General features: G+C 70.8%; 16 protein-coding genes. 2 read left to right on the top strand and 14 right to left on the bottom strand.

The window, feature by feature from the left end; translation table 11 throughout:
* Positions 1 to 777: 777 nt before the first annotated feature.
* The 9 genes from NP064_RS04410 to NP064_RS04370 all read right to left on the bottom strand — a co-directional run bounded on the left by NP064_RS04410 (position 778) and on the right by NP064_RS04370 (position 12,289).
* Positions 778 to 1,290, bottom strand: coding sequence for a flavin reductase family protein (locus NP064_RS04410; RefSeq protein ID WP_227567723.1), 513 nt, complete (start codon positions 1,288 to 1,290; stop codon positions 778 to 780).
* The gene (locus tag NP064_RS04405; protein WP_227567724.1) at positions 1,287 to 1,691 is read right to left on the bottom strand and encodes a hypothetical protein; all 405 of its coding nucleotides are present in this window, start codon (positions 1,689 to 1,691) and stop codon (positions 1,287 to 1,289) included. Before NP064_RS04405 ends, NP064_RS04410 begins: the two co-directional genes overlap by 4 nt.
* 4 nt (positions 1,692 to 1,695) lie before the next feature.
* On the bottom strand, positions 1,696 to 2,673 hold the full coding sequence (locus tag NP064_RS04400; protein WP_227567725.1) for a PIG-L family deacetylase: 978 nt from the start codon (positions 2,671 to 2,673) through the stop codon (positions 1,696 to 1,698).
* Positions 2,674 to 2,680: 7 nt separating this feature from the next.
* Positions 2,681 to 4,594 (bottom strand): translational GTPase TypA, encoded by a 1,914-nt coding sequence (typA, locus tag NP064_RS04395; protein WP_227567726.1) that lies wholly within the window; start codon positions 4,592 to 4,594, stop codon positions 2,681 to 2,683.
* A 107-nt stretch (positions 4,595 to 4,701) separates the two neighbouring features.
* A complete protein-coding gene (locus tag NP064_RS04390) occupies positions 4,702 to 6,441 on the bottom strand; it encodes a dipeptide ABC transporter ATP-binding protein (protein ID WP_227567727.1) in 1,740 nt (579 codons plus the stop codon).
* Complete coding sequence (locus NP064_RS04385) at positions 6,438 to 7,388, bottom strand: ABC transporter permease (protein WP_227567728.1); 951 nt, start codon at positions 7,386 to 7,388, stop codon at positions 6,438 to 6,440. The genes NP064_RS04390 and NP064_RS04385 overlap by 4 nt, the downstream gene beginning before the upstream one ends.
* On the bottom strand, positions 7,381 to 8,307 hold the full coding sequence (locus tag NP064_RS04380; RefSeq protein WP_227567729.1) for an ABC transporter permease: 927 nt from the start codon (positions 8,305 to 8,307) through the stop codon (positions 7,381 to 7,383). Before NP064_RS04380 ends, NP064_RS04385 begins: the two co-directional genes overlap by 8 nt.
* A gap of 135 nt (positions 8,308 to 8,442) precedes the next feature.
* Entirely contained in the window at positions 8,443 to 10,059 is a 1,617-nt protein-coding gene (locus NP064_RS04375) for a peptide ABC transporter substrate-binding protein (RefSeq protein WP_227567730.1), read from the bottom strand.
* A 406-nt stretch (positions 10,060 to 10,465) separates the two neighbouring features.
* Positions 10,466 to 12,289, bottom strand: coding sequence for an ABC transporter ATP-binding protein (locus NP064_RS04370; RefSeq protein ID WP_227567731.1), 1,824 nt, complete (start codon positions 12,287 to 12,289; stop codon positions 10,466 to 10,468).
* A gap of 82 nt (positions 12,290 to 12,371) precedes the next feature.
* Here NP064_RS04370 and NP064_RS04365 point away from each other — a divergent pair, with 82 nt between their 5' ends.
* Entirely contained in the window at positions 12,372 to 12,944 is a 573-nt protein-coding gene (locus NP064_RS04365; RefSeq protein WP_227567732.1) for a PH domain-containing protein, read from the top strand.
* Between the two features lie 35 nt (positions 12,945 to 12,979).
* Here NP064_RS04365 and NP064_RS04360 read toward each other — a convergent pair whose 3' ends face one another.
* From NP064_RS04360 to NP064_RS04350, 3 genes are all read right to left on the bottom strand, one after another.
* On the bottom strand, positions 12,980 to 14,119 hold the full coding sequence (locus NP064_RS04360) for an ABC transporter permease (RefSeq protein WP_227567733.1): 1,140 nt from the start codon (positions 14,117 to 14,119) through the stop codon (positions 12,980 to 12,982).
* Positions 14,116 to 15,642: an ABC transporter permease gene (locus NP064_RS04355; protein WP_227567734.1), complete on the bottom strand. Its 1,527-nt coding sequence runs from the start codon at positions 15,640 to 15,642 to the stop codon at positions 14,116 to 14,118. The genes NP064_RS04360 and NP064_RS04355 overlap by 4 nt, the downstream gene beginning before the upstream one ends.
* Positions 15,643 to 15,932: 290 nt before the next feature.
* A complete protein-coding gene (locus NP064_RS04350) occupies positions 15,933 to 17,750 on the bottom strand; it encodes an ABC transporter family substrate-binding protein (RefSeq protein WP_227567735.1) in 1,818 nt (605 codons plus the stop codon).
* Between the two features lie 375 nt (positions 17,751 to 18,125).
* On the opposite strand from NP064_RS04350, the gene NP064_RS04345 reads away from it, so the two are divergent.
* The gene (locus NP064_RS04345) at positions 18,126 to 18,641 is read left to right on the top strand and encodes a tetratricopeptide repeat protein (protein ID WP_227567736.1); all 516 of its coding nucleotides are present in this window, start codon (positions 18,126 to 18,128) and stop codon (positions 18,639 to 18,641) included.
* An 88-nt stretch (positions 18,642 to 18,729) separates the two neighbouring features.
* Here the strand turns inward: NP064_RS04345 and NP064_RS04340 are convergent, their stop codons facing one another.
* The gene (locus tag NP064_RS04340; RefSeq protein ID WP_227567737.1) at positions 18,730 to 19,008 is read right to left on the bottom strand and encodes a tyrosine-protein phosphatase; all 279 of its coding nucleotides are present in this window, start codon (positions 19,006 to 19,008) and stop codon (positions 18,730 to 18,732) included.
* Positions 19,009 to 19,188: 180 nt separating this feature from the next.
* The gene (ychF, locus tag NP064_RS04335) at positions 19,189 to 20,274 is read right to left on the bottom strand and encodes a redox-regulated ATPase YchF (RefSeq protein ID WP_227567738.1); all 1,086 of its coding nucleotides are present in this window, start codon (positions 20,272 to 20,274) and stop codon (positions 19,189 to 19,191) included.
* Between the last annotated feature and the right edge of the window lie 44 nt (positions 20,275 to 20,318).

The following is a 20,318-nucleotide window of genomic DNA, read 5'->3' as shown; positions in this document are numbered from 1 at the left end:
GGAGTCGCCGGCGCGAGCTCGTCGTCCTGGGTTCTGGCTGCAGCCTCGGCGGCGCCGTCGCTCGCGTCCGTGTCGCCGAGGGCGGGGGCGCCCGTCGGCGCGTCGTCCTGGTCCAGTGCCACCGCGTCGTCGTCCCCGGCCTCCGGCACCCCGACCACCTCGGCCTCCGCCTCAGCGGGGTCCACGTCGGCAGCGTCGTCGGGCGCCGCGTCAGGCACAGCCTCCTCTGCGTCGGCACGCTCCACGACGGCCTCGGGCTCGGCGTGGGCGACCGCGGGCGCTGCCTCCGCCGCGGAGTCTGCCTCGACTGGCTCGACCGGCTCGACCGGCTCAATCGCGCCAAGGCCCGCGCCGGGCTCAGCCGCGGCCACGACGGGCTCGGCCTCCAACGCGGCGAGCTCTGCATCGGCGTCGACGGCGGGGGCTGCGTCTGCGTCGTCAAGGTCGGCCTCGACGGAGGGCTCGTGGGCAACGGGCTCCTCGTCGACGGCGAGGGCGCCCGCCGCGGACGCCACGTCGTCGGCGTCGGCGCTGCCACCGGTGGCGCCATCCGCTATGCCGGAGCCGTCGACCCGATCCTGCCGGTCCGGCACGGGGGTGTCGGCGGCTTCTGGCGCATGCTCGTCGACCTGCTCGTTCGTGCCCATCGGTGGCTCCCCCTGCTGCGTGGTGATGCGGGTGATACAGCGGCAGATTCTACGTGCGGCGCACGTATGCACGGCCCAAACGTGGGCGCGTCACCGTGTCTGCGCAGGATCCGCACGCGTGCGGCAGGGCTCAGCGGACCCCGTGGACGCGCCCGCGCAGGTGGACGAGGCCACCTGCGTCCGCGGCCCCTTGCTCGGCGGTGATGACCGTGCCCACGACGATGTCGTGGTCGCCGGCCGGGTGGATGGCGGCGGTGCGGCACTCGAGCCAGGCGGCGGCTCCGTCGATCCACGCCGCGCCGGAGCGCGGAGCGGTGCGGTGCGGGACCCGGGCGAGTTGCCCGACGGTCGGCCGCCCGGGGGACGCGAGCCAGTCGGCGACCGGGCCGGAGGTGTCGGCGAGGACGCTCACCGCCCACCGGTCGACGTCGTCGAGGGCGTCGCGGAGGCGCGAGTCGTTGTGCACGCAGAACAGCAGCATGGGCGGCTCGAGGGAGACCGACGCCAGCGAGCTGACTGTGGTGGCGTGGTCCGTCCCCCGCCAGCGCAACGAGACGACTCCGACGCCAGAGGGCAGGCGGCCGATCGCGGCACGGTAGACGACGGGATCGACTGGCGTGACGGCCGAGTCCTCGTCGGTCACGGTGTGTCCGGCCCGTTCCGGCGGCTGCGGGCGCCGCGCTCTCGGGGCGCGTCGCTGAACAGCCGGCGGGGGGCGAAGGCCGCCACGGCGATCGCCAGCCCTGAGCCGATGAGCCACCACCAGCCGAAGGAGTCCCCGGCGGGGACCAGCACGTCGCCGCCCGGACCGGTCTGCGCGAGGAGCTGGACGATGAAGTACATGCCGCCCGCATAGCCGACGAAGGTGACCCACCCGTCCCAGGCGCGAGCGGCGATCGCGGCGCACAGCACGAGGGCGAGCGCGAGCACCATGCCCCAGGGGGCCTCGGAGCGGTGCATGACCGTGCCCGTGGCGCCGACGACAGCACCGAGCAGGAGGGCTGCCGCACCGCGCAGGATCACCGCGCCGGTCAGAGGTTGCACGGCCTCAGGCTACCCGTCGCACACCGGCGGGCCAGGTCACGGCGTCGGCGTCGGAGCCCGGCGCCAGCCGGTAGCCCTCGGTGGACAGCAGCGGGGCCAGGATGTCGTTGCTGAGGGCGTAGCGGCCCAGCACAGCGGGGTCCGCGCCGGGCTCGACGCGCGCGAGCGCGTGCACCTGGGTCGCGTGCGCGCGCAGCGCCCCCACCACGGCGGGCAGCACAGGTGCGACGTCGACCACCACGTCGAGCGCGGCGTCGGGCGTCGCGACCGAGGGCAGCGGCCCGTCGGGGTCAGGCGCCACCAGTCCAGCCTCAGGGCCCGAGGCTGCCTGCTCTGCGGCCAGCGCGGCGTAGGCCCGGCGCAGGGCGGCCTCCCCCTGCGCCGCCCACAGCACGGCGGCGACAGTGTGCGGGGCCCCTGCCGCGGGCTCCCACGCCGGATCGGCCGCGAGGCGCACCGCCTCGGCCGCCACCTCGTGGGCGCGCACGTGGTCGGGGTGGCCGTACCCGCCGCCGGGCTCGTACGTGGCCAGGACGGCGGGGCGACGGCTGCGGACCAGCCGCGCGAGCCGCCCAGCTGCTTCGTCGGCCGGCGCGCCGACGAAGGCGTCCGGGGGGAGGTCCTCGAGCCGGCCCGCGCGGCCGACGCCCGCCCAGGCCATGCCGGAGTCGGCGTACCGCACGTCGGACGGGGCTCCGTCAGGGCCGGGGACCGTGTCGAGGAAGACGTGGTCGCGCACGCCGAGCTGGGCCAGTGCCGCGGCGAGCTCTCCGGTGCGGTGCGCGGCCAGCGCAGGGCCGTCCCCCTCCAGGTGCGCGAGCGAGGAGCCGATCACCTCGCCGCGCTCCCCGCGGGTGCAGGTGACCACGGTGACGGGGGCGCCCGAGGCCGCCCATGTCGCGAGCAGCGCCCCGGTGGCCAGGGTCTCGTCGTCGGGGTGCGCGTGCACCGCGAGGAGAGGGCCCAGAGCCACCGGGGTCATCGTGCGCTCAGGCGCGCTTGGTGCGGGCGAACGCGCGGGCGCGCTCGGTCTGGTCGAGGATCACCTTGCGGATGCGCACGACCTCCGGGGTCACCTCCACGCACTCGTCCTCGCGAGCGAACTCCAGGCTCTCCTCGAGCGTGAGGTGCCGCGGCGGAGTGAGGTTCTCGAACGTGTCGCTGGAGGCAGCGCGCATGTTCGTGAGCTTCTTCTCCTTGGTGATGTTGACGTCCATGTCCTCGTTGCGGGAGTTCTCGCCGACGATCATGCCCTCGTAGACCTCCTGCGTGGGGTCGACGAAGAAGGAGCCGCGCTCCTGCAGGTTGATCATCGCGAACGGCGTGACGACACCGGCGCGGTCGGCGACGAGCGAGCCGTTGACCCGGGTCTCGATCGGCCCGACCCACGGCTCGTAGCCCTCGGCGATCGAGGACGCGATGCCGGTGCCGCGCGTGTCAGTGAGGAACCGGGTACGGAAGCCGATCAGGCCACGGGCCGGGACCACGAACTCCATCCGGACCCAGCCGGTGCCGTGGTTCGACATCGTCTCCATGCGGCCCTTGCGCTGCGCGAGCAGCTGCGTGACCGAGCCGAGGTACTCCTCGGGCACGTCGATGGTCATGCGCTCCATCGGCTCGTGGCGCTTGCCGTCGATGGTGCGCGTGACGACCTGCGGCTTGCCGACGGTGAGCTCGAAGCCCTCGCGGCGCATCTGCTCGACGAGGATGGCCAGCGCCAGCTCGCCGCGGCCCTGCACCTCCCACGCGTCGGGGCGCTCGGTGGGGAGCACGCGCAGCGACACGTTGCCGATGAGCTCCTTGTCGAGGCGGTCCTTGACCTGCCGCGCGGTGACCTTGTGGTTCTTGCCGCCGCGGCCGGCGAGCGGGGACGTGTTGATCCCGATCGTCATGGAGATCGCCGGGTCGTCCACCTTGATCAGGGGCAACGGGCGCGGGTCGTCCGGGTCGGTGAGCGTCTCGCCGATGGTGATGTTCTCGATGCCGGCCACGGCGACGATGTCGCCCGGGCCCGCCGAGTCGGTGGGCACGCGGTCGAGCGCCTTGGTCTCGAGCAGCTCGGTGATCTTGACGTTCTGCAGCGTGCCGTCGGCGCGGGCCCACGCGACCGTCTGGCCCTTGTGGATCGTGCCGTTGAAGATGCGCAGCAGCGCGAGGCGGCCGAGGAACGGCGAGGCGTCGAGGTTGGTGACGTGCGCCTGGAGGGGGGCGCCCTCCTCGTACGTCGGCGCCGGGATCTTCTCGATGATCGTCGCGAACAGCGGCTCGAGGTTGTCGCTGTCGGTGGGCAGCGTGCCGTCGGCCGGCTGGACGGTCGAGGCACGGCCGGCCTTGGCGGCGGCGTACACGACGGGCACGTCGAGGATCGCGTCCAGGTCGAGGTCCGGGACCTCCTCGTGCAGGTCGCTCGCGAGGCCGAGCAGCAGGTCGGTGGCCTCGACGACGACCTCGGAGATGCGCGAGTCAGGGCGGTCGACCTTGTTGACCACGAGGATCACGGGCAGCTTGGCCTCGAGCGCCTTGCGGAGCACGAAGCGCGTCTGGGGCAGCGGGCCCTCCGACGCGTCGACCAGCAGCACGACGCCGTCGACCATGGACAGGCCGCGCTCGACCTCGCCGCCGAAGTCGGCGTGGCCCGGGGTGTCGATCACGTTGATGGTGATGCCGCCAGGCTCGCCGGCCGCCGCCGCCGCGGGACCCGTGTACCGGATCGCCGTGTTCTTGGCGAGGATCGTGATGCCCTTCTCACGCTCGAGGTCCCCCGAGTCCATCGCCCGTTCGTCGACGTGGGCGTGGTCGCCGAACGACCCCGCCTGCCAGAGCATGGCGTCGACGAGGGTGGTCTTGCCGTGGTCGACGTGGGCGACGATCGCGACGTTGCGCAGGTCGGAGCGCACAGACATGGGGAACTCATTTCGCATGATGGGGAGAGCACCCGTCAGCGGGCGCCGAGTAATCTTACCTGCCCGCGCTAGCGAGAGTTCCCAGACCGCGTGTCAAGGGCCCTTGGTCAGGCAGGAACTCCCTGGCCAGAGCCGCCGAAAATGTCCAGCGCCGCGCCCGGGATCGCCGCCAGCAGCTCGCGTGTGTACTGCTCGCGCGGGTGGTCGAACACCTCGTCGGTGGTGGCCGCCTCCACGATCCTCCCGCTGTTCATGACGCACACCTCGTCCGCGATCTGGCGGACCACGGCCAGGTCGTGCGTGATGAACAGGTAGCTCAGGCCGAGCTCCGCCTGCAGGTCGTTGAGCAGGGTGAGGATCTGCGCCTGGACCAGCACGTCGAGCGCCGAGACGGCCTCGTCGCACACGATGACCTCGGGGTCGAGCGCCAAGGCGCGCGCGATGGCGATGCGCTGGCGCTGCCCCCCGGACAGCTCGTTGGGGTACCGGCGCATCGTGGAGGCGGGCAACGCGACGAGGTCCAGCAGCTCGCGGACCTTCGCCGCGCGGGACTTCTGGTCGCCGATCTTGTGCGTGCGCAGCGGCTCCTCGATCGTGCGGTAGATCGAGTACATCGGGTCGAGCGACCCGTACGGGTTCTGGAAGATGGGCTGCACCCGGCGGCGGAAGTCGAAGAGCTGGGCGCGGTCGAGCGTGCTCAGGTCCGTCCCGTCGAACAGGATGCGGCCGCTGGTGGGCTCCAGGAGGTTGAGCACGATGTTGGCCACCGTGGACTTGCCGGACCCGGACTCCCCCACGAGCGCCATGGTGGTGCCGCGCTTGATCGCGAACGACACGTCGTCGACCGCGGTGAACTCCTTGCGCTTGCCCGGCCGGCCGCCGCGCAGGTGGAACGTGCGGGTCAGGTGCTCGACCGTCACCACCTCGTCGCGGGCCGAGCTGACGCCGTCGCCGCCGGTGGGGGCCAGCAGCTCGGTGGTCGCGACGCCGCGCTCCTTGGCGCTCTGGATGCGCTGGGACGCGAGCGACGGCGCCGAGGCGACCAGCCGCTGCGTGTACGGGTGCTTCGGGGCGCTGAGGATCTCCCGGGCCGGCCCGGACTCGACGACCTTGCCCCGGTACATCACCACGAGGTGCTCGGCCCGCTCCGCGGCCAGGCCCAGGTCGTGCGTGATGAACAGCACAGCGGTGCCGAGCTCTTCGGTGAGGCCCTGCAGGTGGTCCAGGATCGTCCGCTGGACCGTGACGTCCAGGGCCGACGTCGGCTCGTCGGCGATCAGCAGCTTGGGCCGCGCCGCGAGGCCGATGGCGATGAGCGCGCGCTGGCGCATCCCGCCGGAGTACTCGTGCGGGTACTGCTTCGCCCGGCGGGCGGCGTCCGGCAGGCCCGCCTCGGTGAGCAGCTCGGCGACGCGCTGGTCGGCTGCGGAGCCCCTCGCCACGCCGTTGGCCTTGAGGGCCTCCTTGACCTGGAAGCCCACCGACCACACCGGGTTGAGGTTGGACATCGGGTCCTGCGGGACGAGGCCGATCTCCTTGCCGCGCACCGCGACCATCTCGCGCCGGCTCAGCGCGGCCAGGTCCCGGCCCTCGAACATGATCGAGCCGCCGGTGACCTTCCCCGTGCCGGGCAGCAGGTCGATGATCGCGTGCGCGGTCGTGGACTTGCCCGAGCCGGACTCCCCCACGATCGCGACCGTCTGGCCCGGGTAGACCGTGAGGTCCACGCCGCGCACGGCGCGCACGTCACCGGTGGCGGTGGTGAAGGAGACCTCGAGGTCCCGGATCTCCAGCAGCGGCTGCTGGGCGCTGGGCGCAGCGGCGCCCGTCGATGTCGGCTGGCTCATCGCTTGCGTGCCTTCGGGTCGAGGGCGTCACGCACGGCGTCGCCCATCATGATGAAGCTGAGCACGGTCAGGGCGAGCGCCCCGGCCGGGTAGAACAGCACGGACGGCTGGCTGCGCAGCGAGGTCTGGGCCTTCGAGATGTCGGCGCCCCACGAGGTCACCTCGGGCGGCAGGCCGATGCCCAGGAAGGACAGCGTCGCCTCCGCGACGATGAACGTGCCCAGGGCGACCGTCGCGTACACGATCACCGGCGCGGCCGCGTTCGGGACGACGTGCCGCACCAGGGTCTTCACGCGGGAGGCCCCGAGGGATTTCGCCGCGGTGACGAAGTCGGCGTTCTTGACGCTCATCACCGCGCCGCGCATGACGCGGGCGAGCTGCGGCCAGCCGAAGATCCCGAGCACCACCACGACGGTGAGGATGTTGCGGCTCTCCTTGAACATCTGCATCACGACGATCGCGGCGAGCACCAGCGGGATCGCGAAGAAGATGTCCGTCACGCGGGACAGCACCGCGTCGAACCAGCCGCCGAAGAACCCGGCGATGGCGCCGATCAGACCGCCCACGATCGTCACGACGATGGTGGTCAGGACGCCAACGAGCACGGAGGCCCGGGCGCCGTAGATGGTCCGCGCGTAGATGTCGCAGCCCTGCCGGTCGAAGCCGAACGGGTGTCCGCCGCTGGGACCGTCGAGGCTGTTCTTCAGCTCGCAGAACCGGGGATCGGTCGACGTGAACAGGCTGGGGAAGGCCGCGGCGGCCACGACCAGCAGGATCAGCGCCGCCGAGATCCAGAACAGCGGGCGCCGGCGCAGGTTCTGCCAGGCGTCGGCCCACAGGCTCGCCGGCGCAGCGCCCTCGTCGATCGAGTCCACGACCTGCAGGGGCGCCTGCTCGGGGCTCGCGAAGAAGTGGCCCTGGTGCGGGCGGGTGGTGGTCTCAGGCATAACGGATCCTCGGGTCGAGTGCCGCGTAGAGGAGGTCGACGAGCAGGTTCGCGACGATGTAGACGATGACGAGCACGGTCGTGATGGACACGACCGTCGTGGACTGCCCCTGCTGGATCGCGCGGAACAGCGTGCCGCCCACGCCGTTGATGTTGAAGATCCCCTCGGTGATGATCGCGCCGCCCATCAAGGCGCCCAGGTCGGCGCCGAGGAAGGTCACGACGGGGATCAGCGAGTTGCGCAGCACGTGCACGTTGACGACCCGGCCACGGGACAGGCCCTTGGCCGTCGCCGTGCGGACGTGGTCGGCGGTGAGGTTCTCGGCGACGGAGTTGCGGGTCAGCCGGAGCACGTAGGCGAACGAGACGGCGCCCAGCACGATCGCCGGCATGATCAGCGACTCGAAGCTGACGTCGCTGCCGACGGCCGTGGGCAGCCAGCGCAGTTTCACGCCGACCACGAACTGCAGCACGAAGCCGATGACGAAGGTCGGGACGGCCACCACGAGCAGGCTGACGACCAGGACGGTGGCGTCGAACGCCTTGCCCTTGCGCAGGCCGGCGATCAGGCCCGCCGCGACGCCGAACACGGCCTCGAAGACCAGCGCCATCACGGCGAGCTTGATGGTGACGGGGAAGGCCTCCGCCATGACGCTGGTCACGGCGCGACCGGAGAACGTGGTCCCCAGGTCGAGGGTGAAGATGCCCTTGAGGTAGAGCAGGTACTGGACGAGGAACGGCTGGTCCAGGTTGTACTCCGCGCGGATCTGCGCTGCCACGGCGGGGTTCAGCCCCCGCTCGCCACCGAGGGCGGCGACGGGGTCCCCGGGGAGCAGGAACACCATCGCGTAGATCAGCAGCGTCGCCCCGAGGAAGACCGGGATCATCTGCAAGAGCCTGCGCCCGATGTACCAGGCCATCAGGTCTCCTCCTCGTGTGGTCCCCCGCGGACGTGGCCGCGGGGACAGGTGGTCGGAGCCGGCGCCGGACATCCCGGCGCAGGCGCGCTGTGGGGGCGGGACCTCGCGGCCCCGCCCCCACGGCGTCAGGCGAGGTCAGCCCTTGGTGACCTCGTAGAGGAGCGGGACGCCGTTCCACCCGAACTCGACGTTCGAGACGGTGTCAGCGGAGCCGCCAGTGACGTTCTGGTACCACAGCGGGATCTGGGGCAGGTCCTGGAGAAGGACCTCCTGCACCTGCGTGAAGTACTCGTTGGCCTCGTCCACGGACGACGCCGCGGAGCCCTGGGCCAGCAGCGAGTCGACCTCGGGGCTCGAGTACCCGGCGTCGTTCGAGCCCGCCCCGGTGCCGAAGATCGGGCCGAGGAAGTTGTAGAGGCTCGGGTAGTCGGCCTGCCAGCCGGAGCGGAACGCGCCGGAGATCGTCCCGGCGGTGACGTCAGCCCGCAGGTCCTTGAAGGCGGGGTACGGGTTGCCCTCGGCGGAGATGCCGAGCGTGTTGCGCAGGCTGTTCGTCACCGCGTCGACCCAGGCCTGGTGGCCGCCGTCGCTGTTGTAGCCGATCGTGAACGTGCCGGTGTACGGCGAGATCGCGTCAGCCTCGGCCCACAGCTCCCTGGCCTTCTCGGGGTTGAACTCGAGCACCTCGACGCCTGCGACGTCGTCGGACCAGCCGTCGATGACCGGCGACGTGAAGTCACGCGCCGGGGTGCGGGTGCCCTCGAAGATCGCGTCGGTGATCTCCTCGCGGTTGATCGCCATCGAGATCGCCTGGCGGCGCAGGACGCCCTCCTCGCCGGAGAAGTGCTCCAGGTCCATCGGGATGGTGAGGGTCTGGTTCAGGGCGGCGGGCTGGTTGATCGCCCGGTCGCCCAGCTCGTTCTCGACGGTGCTGAAGGCGCTGTCCGGCACCTGGTCGAGCACGTCGAGCTGGCCGGCGAGCAGGTCGTTGTACGCGCCGTCGACGGTCTCGTAGAACTTGATCGTCACGCCGCCGTTCTGCGGGACGCGCTCGTCCGTGTAGTCCTCGTTGGGGACCAGCGCGATCTCGACGTTGTGCTGCCACGCGTCGTCCGAGGCCACCTTGTACGGGCCGTTCCCGATCGGGTGCTCGCCGAACGCGTCCATGTCCTCGAACGCGGCCTGCGGCAGCGGGAAGTACGCCGAGTAGCCCAGGCGCAGCGGGAAGTCGGCCTCCGGCTGCTTGAGCGTCACGGTGAAGGTGGTGTCGTCGACGATCTGGAGCCCGGTGAGCTCAGAGTCCTCGTCCCAGGAGAAGCCCTCGATCATCTCGAAGAAGTAGCTCGACAGCTGGGCGTTGCTGAGCTTCGCGCCGTAGTTCCAGGCGTCGACGAAGCTCTCCGAGGTGACGGGCTCGCCGTTGGAGAACGTCCAGCCCTCCTCGAGCGTGATCGTGTAGGTCTGCGCGTCGTCCGTCTCGATGGACTCGGCGACCTCGTTGTGCGGGGCGCCGTCGGCGTCGTAGTAGACGAGCCCGGAGAAGATCAGGTCGATGATCTTCCCGCCGCCCACCTCGTTGGTGTTCGTGGGGATGAGCGGGTTCTGCGGCTCACTGCCCCAGGCGGTGACGATGCCGCCCGCGCCGTCAGTGGTGGCTTCGCCACCCGTGGACCCCGAGCTGCTGCACGACGTCAGGGCGAGCGCGCCCACCGCGACGGTGGCTGCGAAGCCGGCGAAACGCCTGATCTTCATTCTTCCTCCAGTGGAAAGCGGCACAGGTCCGGGCTCGCGTCACCACGTCATGCGCGGCAGGCCGCGAGCGATCCGCGGGCGATGGGCGCCGACCGGAGAGATCCGGCTCGGAGGCCCTCACCGCGCGCGGTCGACCCCGGATGGCTGCCCTGCGCGACCTCAACGGTCAGAGCCCGTCAGTGCGATCGCCGCACGGCGGGTTGCAGAGCCGAACGCAGTCCACATTCACCCGTTAGAGCCAATTTGGACCAATGCCTCCGCAGAACAGCCTGGCACATGGTATACGCCGAATCGGAGAGTCTCGGACACGCGTCCAGGGGATGGCCGCCGGGGCCTGCCACCCCAGGCGCAGCACGACGACGGGGTCGGCGCGAAACTCGCGCCGACCCCGTCCGACCACCCGTGCTCAGAGAGCGTTGGGCGGCACCCTGTCCTCGCCGATCCCGTCGAGCCGTGCAGCCGACTCCCGCGCCAGCGCGGCGCGCTCGATCTCGTCCTGCTCGTGCGCCGCCTGCGCCAGGAGGGCGGCCCGCGCCTCACGGCGGGTGCGCTGCTCAGCAGGGTCGGGCACCGGCACCGCGGCGAGGAGCCGCTGGGTGTAGGCGTGCTGCGGCGCGTGGACGACCTGCTCGGTGGCCCCGTGCTCCACCAGCTTGCCCTGGTGCATCACCGCGACCTTGCTCGACAGGATCTCCACGACGGCCAGGTCGTGCGAGATGAACAGGCAGGCGAACCCGTGCTCGCGCTGCAGCTCCTGGAACAGCTCCAGCACCCGCGCCTGCACCGAGACGTCGAGCGCCGACGTCGGCTCGTCCGCCACCAGCAGCTTCGGCTCGAGGGACAGCGCTCGCGCGATGCCCACCCGCTGCCGCTGGCCTCCCGAGAGCTCGTGCGGGTACCGGTTGCGCATCGCACGGGGCAGGTGGACCTGGTCCAGCAGCTCCTCGACCCGGCGGCTGAGCTCGGCGCCCTTGGTGCCCGTGTGCAGCATGAGCGGCTCGCCGATCGACTCCCCGATCGGCAGGCGCGGGTTGAGCGAGGAGCCCGGGTCCTGGAACACGATGCCGACCTGGTGGCGCAGCGGCGCGAGGTCCTTGCGGGACGCGCCGACCATGTCCACGCCGGCGACTCGGAGCGACCCGCCCGAGACCGGCAGCAGGCCCACGACGGCGCGGCCGATGGTGGTCTTGCCCGAGCCGGACTCCCCCACCAGGCCCACGACCTCGCCCTGGTGCAGCGTCAGGTCGACGCCGTCCACCGCGCGGAACCCCGGGGCGCGACCACGGCCCGGGTACTCGATGACCATTCCGCGGGCTTCCATCACCACCGGCCGGTCGTCGACAGGCTCCGACGCGGCGGCTGCGGGCTCCGGCTCGGTCACGACGACCCTCTCCTCGCGCGCCGCGCCCAGGTGCGGCACCGCGGCGAGCAGCGAGCGGGTGTACGGGTGCTGCGGGTTGGCGAAGATCTGCTCAGCAGTGCCCTGCTCGACGACCCGGCCGTCCTTCATCACCAGGATCGAGTCGGCCAGGTCGGCGACGACGCCCATGTCGTGCGTGATCAGCACGATGCCGGAGTCGATGCGTGTGCGCAGGTCCCGCATGAGCTGCAGGATCTCGGCCTGGACCGTGACGTCCAGCGCTGTCGTCGGCTCGTCCGCGATCAGCAGGCGCGGGTCGCATGCCAGGGCCTGCGCGATCATCGCGCGCTGCCGCTGCCCGCCCGAGAGCTGGTGCGGGTAGGAGTCGAACCGCCGCTCCGGCTCGGGGATCTCCACCATGGTCAGGAGCTCGATGGCGCGGGCCCTGGCCTCCTTGGGGCCCATCGGGAAGTGCGTGCGCAGCGTCTCGACGATCTGGAAGCCCACCGTGTACACGGGGTTCAGGGCGGTCATCGGCTCCTGGAAGATGACCGCGACCTCCTTGCCCCGCACGTGGCGGAGGCGCCCCGGCGACATGCCGAGCAGCTCACGGCCGTCGAGCATGGCGCTGCCGTAGGCCCGGCCGTTCGGCGGGAGCAGGCCGATCAGCGACATCGACGACTGCGTCTTGCCGGAGCCGGACTCGCCCACGATCGCGAGGACCTCGCCCGGGCGCACGTCGTAGCTCACGTCGACGGCGGCGGGGAACCACTCCCCGTCCACGTAGAAGCTGACGCTCAGGTCCCGGACGGTCAGGACCGGCTCGGCGGGCTGCGCGACGGGCGCCTCGACTGCGGTTTCAGTGGCCACGGGTGATCTGGTCCTTCCGGGGGGTCCTGCGGACGCTCAGTGCTGCGACGGGGGTGCTCATCGCGTCTGGGAGCATGGGCGCATGGATGCTGCGCGGGTCTTCAGGTCGATGCCAGGTCGCGTGCTCACGGTCGTGACCGCGGTCGCTGGGCTCGCCTGCCTGGCGGCGATGGCGGCAGGCGGCAGCACCGAGCTGCTGCGCTACGGCGCCGTGCCGCTGCTGGTGGTGCTGGTGGTGTGGGCGTCGTTCTGGCGCCCGCAGGTCGAGGTCTCCGACGGCGGCATCGAGCTGCGCAACGTGCTGCGCACCGTGCACGTGCCGTGGCCCGCGTACCGCGGCGCCGACACCCGGCTCGCCCTGACCATCGAGACGACGGCCGGCGAGTACACGGCCTGGGCGACCCCGGCGCGCAGCGGCCCCGCCGCGCGCCGCGACCTGGCCCGCGGCGCCGAGGCGCGCCGTGCCACCGGCGCCACCGCGGACGCCGCCGCCCTGGAGATCGCGGCACGGCACGCGGCCCTGCGCGAGGCCGGGCACCTCGACCATGTCCCCGCGCAGGGCGTGCCCGCCCCGACCGTCCGCTGGCACTGGCGCCTCGTGGCGGGCTGCGCGACGCTCAGCGCGCTGGCTGCCCTCGGCGCGCTCGCAGGCTGAGGTTCCGGCAGGCGGGGGCCTGAGCAGGCCCCGCATCAGAGGGCCGGTTCCGCGGCGGCGCCGTTCGACGCGGCGCCGTTCGAGCCCGAGCCGGTCGAGCCGGTGGAGGCGGAGCCCGTCGACCGCGCGGCACGGGCCGCGGCGCGGTCCATCTTGCGCTGCGACGGGATGCGCTTCTGCCGGGGGTCGAACGCGTCCCGCAGGCCGTCGCCGATGAAGTTCACCGTGAGGGCGATCGTCACGATGAGCAGGCCGGGCCACCAGAACAGCCACGGTCGCGTCGCGAACGCCTCCTGGTACTGGTTGATCAGCTGCCCGAGCGAGACGTTCGGGTACCGGATGCCCAGGCCGACGAAGCTCAGCGCCGTCTCGAGCAGGATGGCCGAGCTCATCAGCAGCGTCTGGTTGACGATGATGACGCCGATCGAGTTCGGCAGCATGTGCTTGAAGATGATCCGGCGGTCGCTGGCGCCGGCCACACGGGCCGCGTCCACGAACTCGCGCTCGCGCAGCGAGAGGAACTCACCGCGCACCAGCCGGGCCAGCGTGGTCCACGACGCGAGGCCGAGGAAGATCGCCAGCAGGTAGGCGCCACCCGCGCCCGCGGCGAGGCTGCCCAGGATCGCGCCCAGGACCAGCACCGGGATGGTGATGACCAGGTCGGTGAACCGCATCAGCCAGCTGTCCAGGGCGCCGCGGTAGTACCCCGCGAGGGCGCCGACGAGGATGCCGACCATCGAGGCGACCAGGCCGACGACGACCATGACGATCAGCGAGGTCTGCGTGCCGCGCATGACGCGGGCGAACACGTCACGCCCCGCCTCGTCCTGGCCGAACGGGTGCTCCCCGATCGCGAAGCCCGACCCGCCAAGCCAGGTGGGCAGGCTCATCGTGGGCGAGCCACCCGGGTTGGTCAGCGGCCCGGTCTGGTTCGGGGTGAAGGACCACCAGCCCGGGATGGGGCCGACGCCGATCGACGTGAACGCCAGCAGGACGATGCCGACGAGCACGACCATCGCGCCCACGGCTGCCCGGTGCCGGAAGAACCGGCGCAGGACGATCTGGTTCTGCGAGAGCCCTTCGACCTCCCTGAGCTCGATGGCGTTCTCGACCACCTCCTCCGCGGGCGTCTCGTCGAAGGTCCCGCGGGGGGTGGGGGACGGTGGCGTGCTCATGCGTTCACCCGGATTCGTGGGTCGAGTGCGGCATAGATGAGGTCGGCGAGGATGTTCGCGAGGACCGCGAGCCCTGCCGTGATCACGAGGTAGGCCATGATCGGCTCGATCTCCGCGTTGTGCAGCGACTTGATGAAGAGCTGCCCCATGCCGGGCCGTCCGAAGACTTGCTCGGTGATGATGGCGCCCCCGAACAGGGCGACCACGTCGAGGGGGACGATGGTGGCGAGCGGGATCATCGAGTTGCGGAACCCGTGCCGCATCACGACGGTGCGCTCGGACAGGCCTTTGGCGCGGGCCGTGCGGATGTAGTCCTGGCCCATCACCTCGAGCATGCTGGCGCGGGAGAACCGCGTGTAGCCGGCGAAGCTGATCAGCAGCAGCGCGAGCGTGGGCAGCAGCAGGTGCGTGTACATGTCGAGCGTGCGCACCCAGAAGTCGCCGCCCAGGTTCGGGGTGCGGTCGCCCACCGTGGCGATCGGACGGCCCTTGATGGACCCGGCCGCGAAGTACTTGGGCCAGACCTGCATGACCCGGTCGATGAACACCATGGCCGACACGACCACCGCGGTCAGCGCGGCGGTCCGCGCGGACTGGCCCCAGTCCGGGCCGCCCCACAGGCGGCCGACGAGCCACCCGGAGCCCGCTGCCACGAGGCCCAGCACGATCGCCAGCGGCCAGCTCATGCTGATGCCGGCGAAGAGGTACTGCAGGGGCGTGTAGAGCACGACGCCGAGGACCACGACCGAGACGGCCGAGCCGAGGGCTCGGCGGTTCTTCAGCCCGGTCGAGAGCGCGGTGATGCCGAACGCGACGCCGGCGCCGACCACGGCGATGAGCACCGGGCCGAGGTGCGGGGTGCTCCACCAGCCGCTGAGCGACAGGTAGGCCAGCACGCCCGTCGTGGCGAGGAGCCCGATCCCGAAGGCGGTGGCCCGGCGACGTGCGTCACCGCCCATGGCCAGGGTCGCGACGGCGCCCATCACCACTCCGGCGCCGATCATGGCAGGCCAGGACTGGGAGGCGTCCGCGAGGAAGTCGTTGAACCCGATCGCGCCCCACTGCTTGAGCAGCACCGCGACCCAGAAGGCCGGCAGGGAGTAGAGGACGAACGAGACGAAGGTGATGAGGTAGTCGAACGACGTGTACTGCCGCAGCGCGCTGACGATGCCGACGGCCACCCCGAAGAGGATGGCGAGCAACGTCGCGGCGCCCACGAGCTGGAGCGTCGAGACGACGGCGCCGCCGAGCTTGTCGTTGACCGCCTGACCGCTGACCCAGGCGGTGCCCATGTCGCCGGTGAGGAAGTTGCCGAGCCACGTGAAGTAGCGCATGACCACGGGCGTGTCCAGGTCGAGGAGCTCGATCCGCGCGGCGATGAGCTGGGCCTTGTTCGGCGACGTGCTCTCCAGCAGGTCGTCGAGCGGGCGGATCGACACCGACACGAGCAGGTACATCAGGAAGCTCGACGCCAGCAGGGTGGCGAGCCCTTGCAGGATGCGTCGCGATATGAAGGTGAACATCGAAAGCGATACCTCGCAGTGACAGCGGATTCCCCCCGTGGCCGCGCCAGCGTACGCGTTTGTGCGCTGCGATTCGAAATGGCGCGGATTCACCGGGAGGCCCGCCCCGGCCGTCAGAACGGGGGCGGGTGAGAAGGGGACGCGGCTGCGATGACGACCGATGGGGCACGGAACCGCGAAGCGCGCCGGAACATGAGGTTCCGGCGCGCTCCGCGGTGTGCCCAGACTGCTGTCAAGCCTGGTCAGACGTGCAACCGAGCCGAGTGTGGCCGATCACTGGTCACCCACGGTCAGGCCGCGGACTCCCAGTTCCAGAAACCCGCGAAGATCGTGGGCGAGATGGTGATCGACTCGACGCCCGTGACGTTCTTCCAGGCCTGGATGGCCGGGAACTGGAAGATCGTGGTGCCGAACGCGTCATTCCACAGGATCTTCTCGACCGCGATCTGGATGGCGAGCTGCTTCTCCGGGTCCGTCTCGAGCTGGAGCTCGTCGAACAGCGCGTCGACCTCGGGGTTGGAGTACTTGCCGTAGTTGTTCACGCCGCCGGTGCGGTAGTTGGCATCCGACTCGGTCACAGCGGTCGAGGTCGACTGCCAGCCGAACAGCGAGGCGTCGTACTGGTCCTGGCCGGAGGAGAGCAGCGTGCCCCACTCGGCGGCCGGCTTGCTCGCGTCGACCAGCGTGAAGCCGGCCGCGGCGGCCGTCTCCGTGATGAGCGCGAACTGCGTCTGACGACGCGCGTTGTCACCGTTGAAGGCGAAGCGGACGTTGATCGGCGTGGTCACGCCGGCCTCGGCGAGCAGCGCCTTGGCGCCCTCGATGTCCTCTTCGGCCGTGTAGGCGTCCGAGCCGTTGCCCTCGACCATCGCGTCGTAGTCGGCGGAGCCGGGGATGATGATGAAGGAGTTGCGCACCTCGGCGTCCGGGTTCAGCGGGACGATGAGGTTGTCGACGATCTGCTGGCGCGGGATCGCCTTGAGGAACGCCTGGCGGACCTTGAGGGCCTTCGTGGCGTCGCCGCCGTAGGTGTTCGGGTCGAACGGGCCGCCGTTGGCGAAGACCAGGTCGACGTGCTCGTACGTGCCCTCGATGCCGTTCTGCGACTCGACGCCGTCCAGTGCCTCGATCGCGGCGCGGACGTCAGCGGTGGCCTGCGGGCCGATCAGGTCGACCTCGCCGTTCTGCAGGGCCGTGACCTGGGCCATCGGGTCGTCGATGTAGCGGACCGTGACGCTGTCGACCTTCGCCTTGCGCGTGCCCTTGTAGTCCGGGTTCGCCTCGAGCGTCAGGTACTGGTTCTCGACGTACTCCTTGAGCAGGAACGCGCCGTTGGAGACGTACAGCTGCTCGTTCGACGGCAGGCTGGTGAACTCGAAGCCGGAGTTCCAGACCTTCGAGATCTTGCTCAGCGCCTCGACGTCGTTCTCCTGGATCGCGGTCACGACGGCGGCCTTGGCCTCGTCGGCGTCCTCGATGCCGAGGGCGACCTGGCCCACGACGTGCGCCGCGATGTCGGCCTTCTCGAAGTCGGACTCCCAGTCGGCGAACGCCTTGGAGTAGACGAACGTGATGGTCTTGCCGTCCTCGGAGATCTCCGGGGTCTCGGTGATGAGCGCGCGCCCGGGGACGTTGCCGTCGAAGTAGACGCCGGCGTCGATCGCGTCCTGGTTGAGGATCTCGCCCGTCTCCGGGTCCTCCTCGGCCACGACGTTGTTGAAGACGTTCGAGGTGGCAGCCCACTCCAGCAGGAGGTCAGCGGCGTCGGTCGCGGTGCCGTCGCTCCACTTGACGTCGTCCGCGAAGGTGTACTCCACGGTCAGCGGGTCGTCGCTGGTCTTCTTGAACGTGCCGAACGACTCGTCGTGCGTGAGCTCGAGCGCCTCGTTGTAGTACCAGAACGAGCCGTTCATCATGTAGGTGATGACCGCGTTCTGCGTGGCGTTGCCGTTGCTCGAGCTCGTGTTGAGCTCGTTGAGCGGGGCCTCCCACGCGACGGTGATCGAGCTGGAGTCGGAGATGCCGGAGTCCTGCTCGGCGGGGCCCGAGCATGCCGCGAGCACGAGCGAACCCGCAGCCAGCGTGGAGACGGTCGCAACCGCTCTCATCGTCTTCAATGTTCCTCCTGGGAAAGTGACGAACCCGCCGCGCACTGCGGCGCGGTTCGGACACCGGGCGGTCTCGAGCCTGACTCAGGCAAGGCCGCCATGGGATGTGGAGCCACGCTAGCCATGTCGGACGGGACAAATCGGACCGTCGCGTTGCGGAGAGCGGATCGTTACCGTATCGATACTGGACAGTAGCGTCCACGATATGAGATGGCGACCGGCGGAAACATCGCCGTAACACGGGAGTGACGCCCACAGGCCACCAGATCGGCGCATACCGCGGGCAGGATCCCCACGGACGTGCTATTGGGCCGCGCCGACGCCTCGCGCTCCGATGCACGGCGCCCCGGCGCGGCCGCCTGCACAATGAGCGCCATGAGCGCATCCCTCGAGCAGTGGGAGACGACCGTCACCGACCTCTGGGCGCGGTTCGACTCCTTCGCGCGCGACGAGGGCGTCGCTGCGATGCGCGACGTGGCAGCGACCTGCCCGGCCAGCGACGGAAGAGCAGCGTTCGAGCTCGCCAGCATGTACGACTCCATGGGATTCGAAGCCGAGGCCGGCGCGGAGTACGAGCGCGCTCTCGAGCTCGGTCTCGACGAGGCGCGCCACGCGCGGCTCGCGGTCCAGTACGGATCGACCCTGCGCAACCTCGGCCGCCTCAACGAGGCGATCGCCATCCTCCGCGCTGCTCCGACCCACGAGTCCACGGGTTCCGCGCCCCGCGTCGTCTTGGCCCTGGCCCTGCACAGCGCCGGGCGCAAGGACGAGGCGCTGCGGGTCGCGATCGAGGCACAGATCGAGGTCCTGCCCCGTTACCAGCGCTCGATGCGCGACTACGCCGTCGCGCTCACCGAGCCGACGGGCTCAGGAGGTCCCGAAGGACGTTGAGGCGCGCCACGTCCTCAGCCGCTGGACAGTGGTGCCGGGCAACCCCGCCGCAGACAGGAAAGCGTCGATGTCCAGGCCACCGAGTGCGTCACGGAACGCGTCCTCGGTGCTCGATCCACGACGGGCCAGGATCGCCTCGCGCACCGGCTCGTCGTTCTCGCGCCCGGCGGCCCGAGCGAGCGCGTCGGCGTCGCGCACCGTCTCGAGGTAGTCGTCGACGATCGCGTCCGGATCCGCACCCGACCAGGCTGAGCAGGAGCATCGCGACGAGGCCGGTCCGATCGCGTCCCGCCACGCAGTGGAAGAGGACGCCTCCCTCGTCGGCGTCAGCAACGGCGGCGAGCGCCGCGCCGGCCCGCTCGGGCATCGCCGTGAGATGGGGAAGTACGCCGCTGTCCCCCACAGACCGTTGGCCGAGTAGTCCCGCCAGAAATCGACGTTCTCCAGCCCGTCCAGGTCGACGTGCACGGTGACCAGCCAGCCGGGCCGACGGCTCCGATCCCGCGGCGCCTGCCGAGCAGGGACACTGCAGAGGAAGACCACCCGGCTACACGTTGAAGCGGAACTCCACCACGTCGCCGTCGTGCATCACGTAGTCCTTGCCCTCGATGCGCGCCTTGCCGGCGGCACGAGCGGCGGCCACCGAGCCCGCCTCGACCAGGTCCTCGAAGCCGATCACCTCGGCCTTGATGAAGCCCTTCTGGAAGTCGGTGTGGATGACGCCCGCGGCCTGCGGGGCCGTCCACCCCTGGTGGATCGTCCAGGCGCGCGACTCCTTGGGGCCCGCCGTGAGGTAGGTCTGCAGGCCGAGGGTGTGGAAGCCGACCTGGGCGAGCTGCTCGAGGCCCGGCACGTCCTGGCCGTTCTCGGCGAGCATCTCCTTGGCCTCGTCGGGCTCGAGCTCGACGAGCTCGGACTCGAACTTCGCGTCGAGGAAGATCGCGTCGGCGGGCGCCACGAATGCGCGCAGCTCCTCCTGCATGGCCGTGTCGGCGAGCCCCGCGTCGTCGGTGTTGAAGACGTAGATGAACGGCTTGGCCGTCATGAGCTGCAGCTGGGCGAGCTGCTCGGGGTCGATCCCGGCGGCCTTCGCGCCCTGGAACAGCGTCTGGCCCTGCTCGAGCACGGCCTGGGCCTGCTGGGCGGCGGTGAGCAGCGCCTGCTCGGCCTTCTTGCCCCGGACCTCCTTCTCGAGGCGGGGCACCGCCTTCTCCAGGGTCTGCAGGTCCGCGAGGATCAGCTCGGTGTTGATCGTCTCGATGTCGTCCTTGGGCGAGACGCGACCGTCGACGTGCACCACGTCCGGGTCGGCGAACGCGCGGGTGACCTGGCAGATCGCCTCGGCCTCCCGGATGTTCGCGAGGAACTTGTTGCCGAGCCCCTCCCCCTCGCTGGCGCCCTTGACGATGCCGGCGATGTCGACGAACGACACCGTGGCGGGCAGGATCCGCTCGCTGCCGAAGATCTCGGCGAGCTTCTCCAGCCGCGGGTCGGGCAGCGGGACCACGCCGACGTTGGGCTCGATCGTGGCGAACGGGTAGTTCGCCGCGAGCACCTGCGCGCGGGTCAGGGCGTTGAAGAGGGTGGACTTGCCGACGTTGGGCAGGCCGACGATGCCGATGGTGAGTGCCACGTCGGGCAATGCTACGTGGCCGCGCTCGATGCCGGGCCGCGACG

The organism is Cellulomonas chengniuliangii (assembly GCF_024508335.1).
Classification (GTDB): Bacteria; Actinomycetota; Actinomycetes; order Actinomycetales; family Cellulomonadaceae; genus Cellulomonas_A; species Cellulomonas_A chengniuliangii.
Note: the sequence above shows the minus strand (reverse complement) of the source record. Positions and strands in the feature narration are given on the sequence as shown.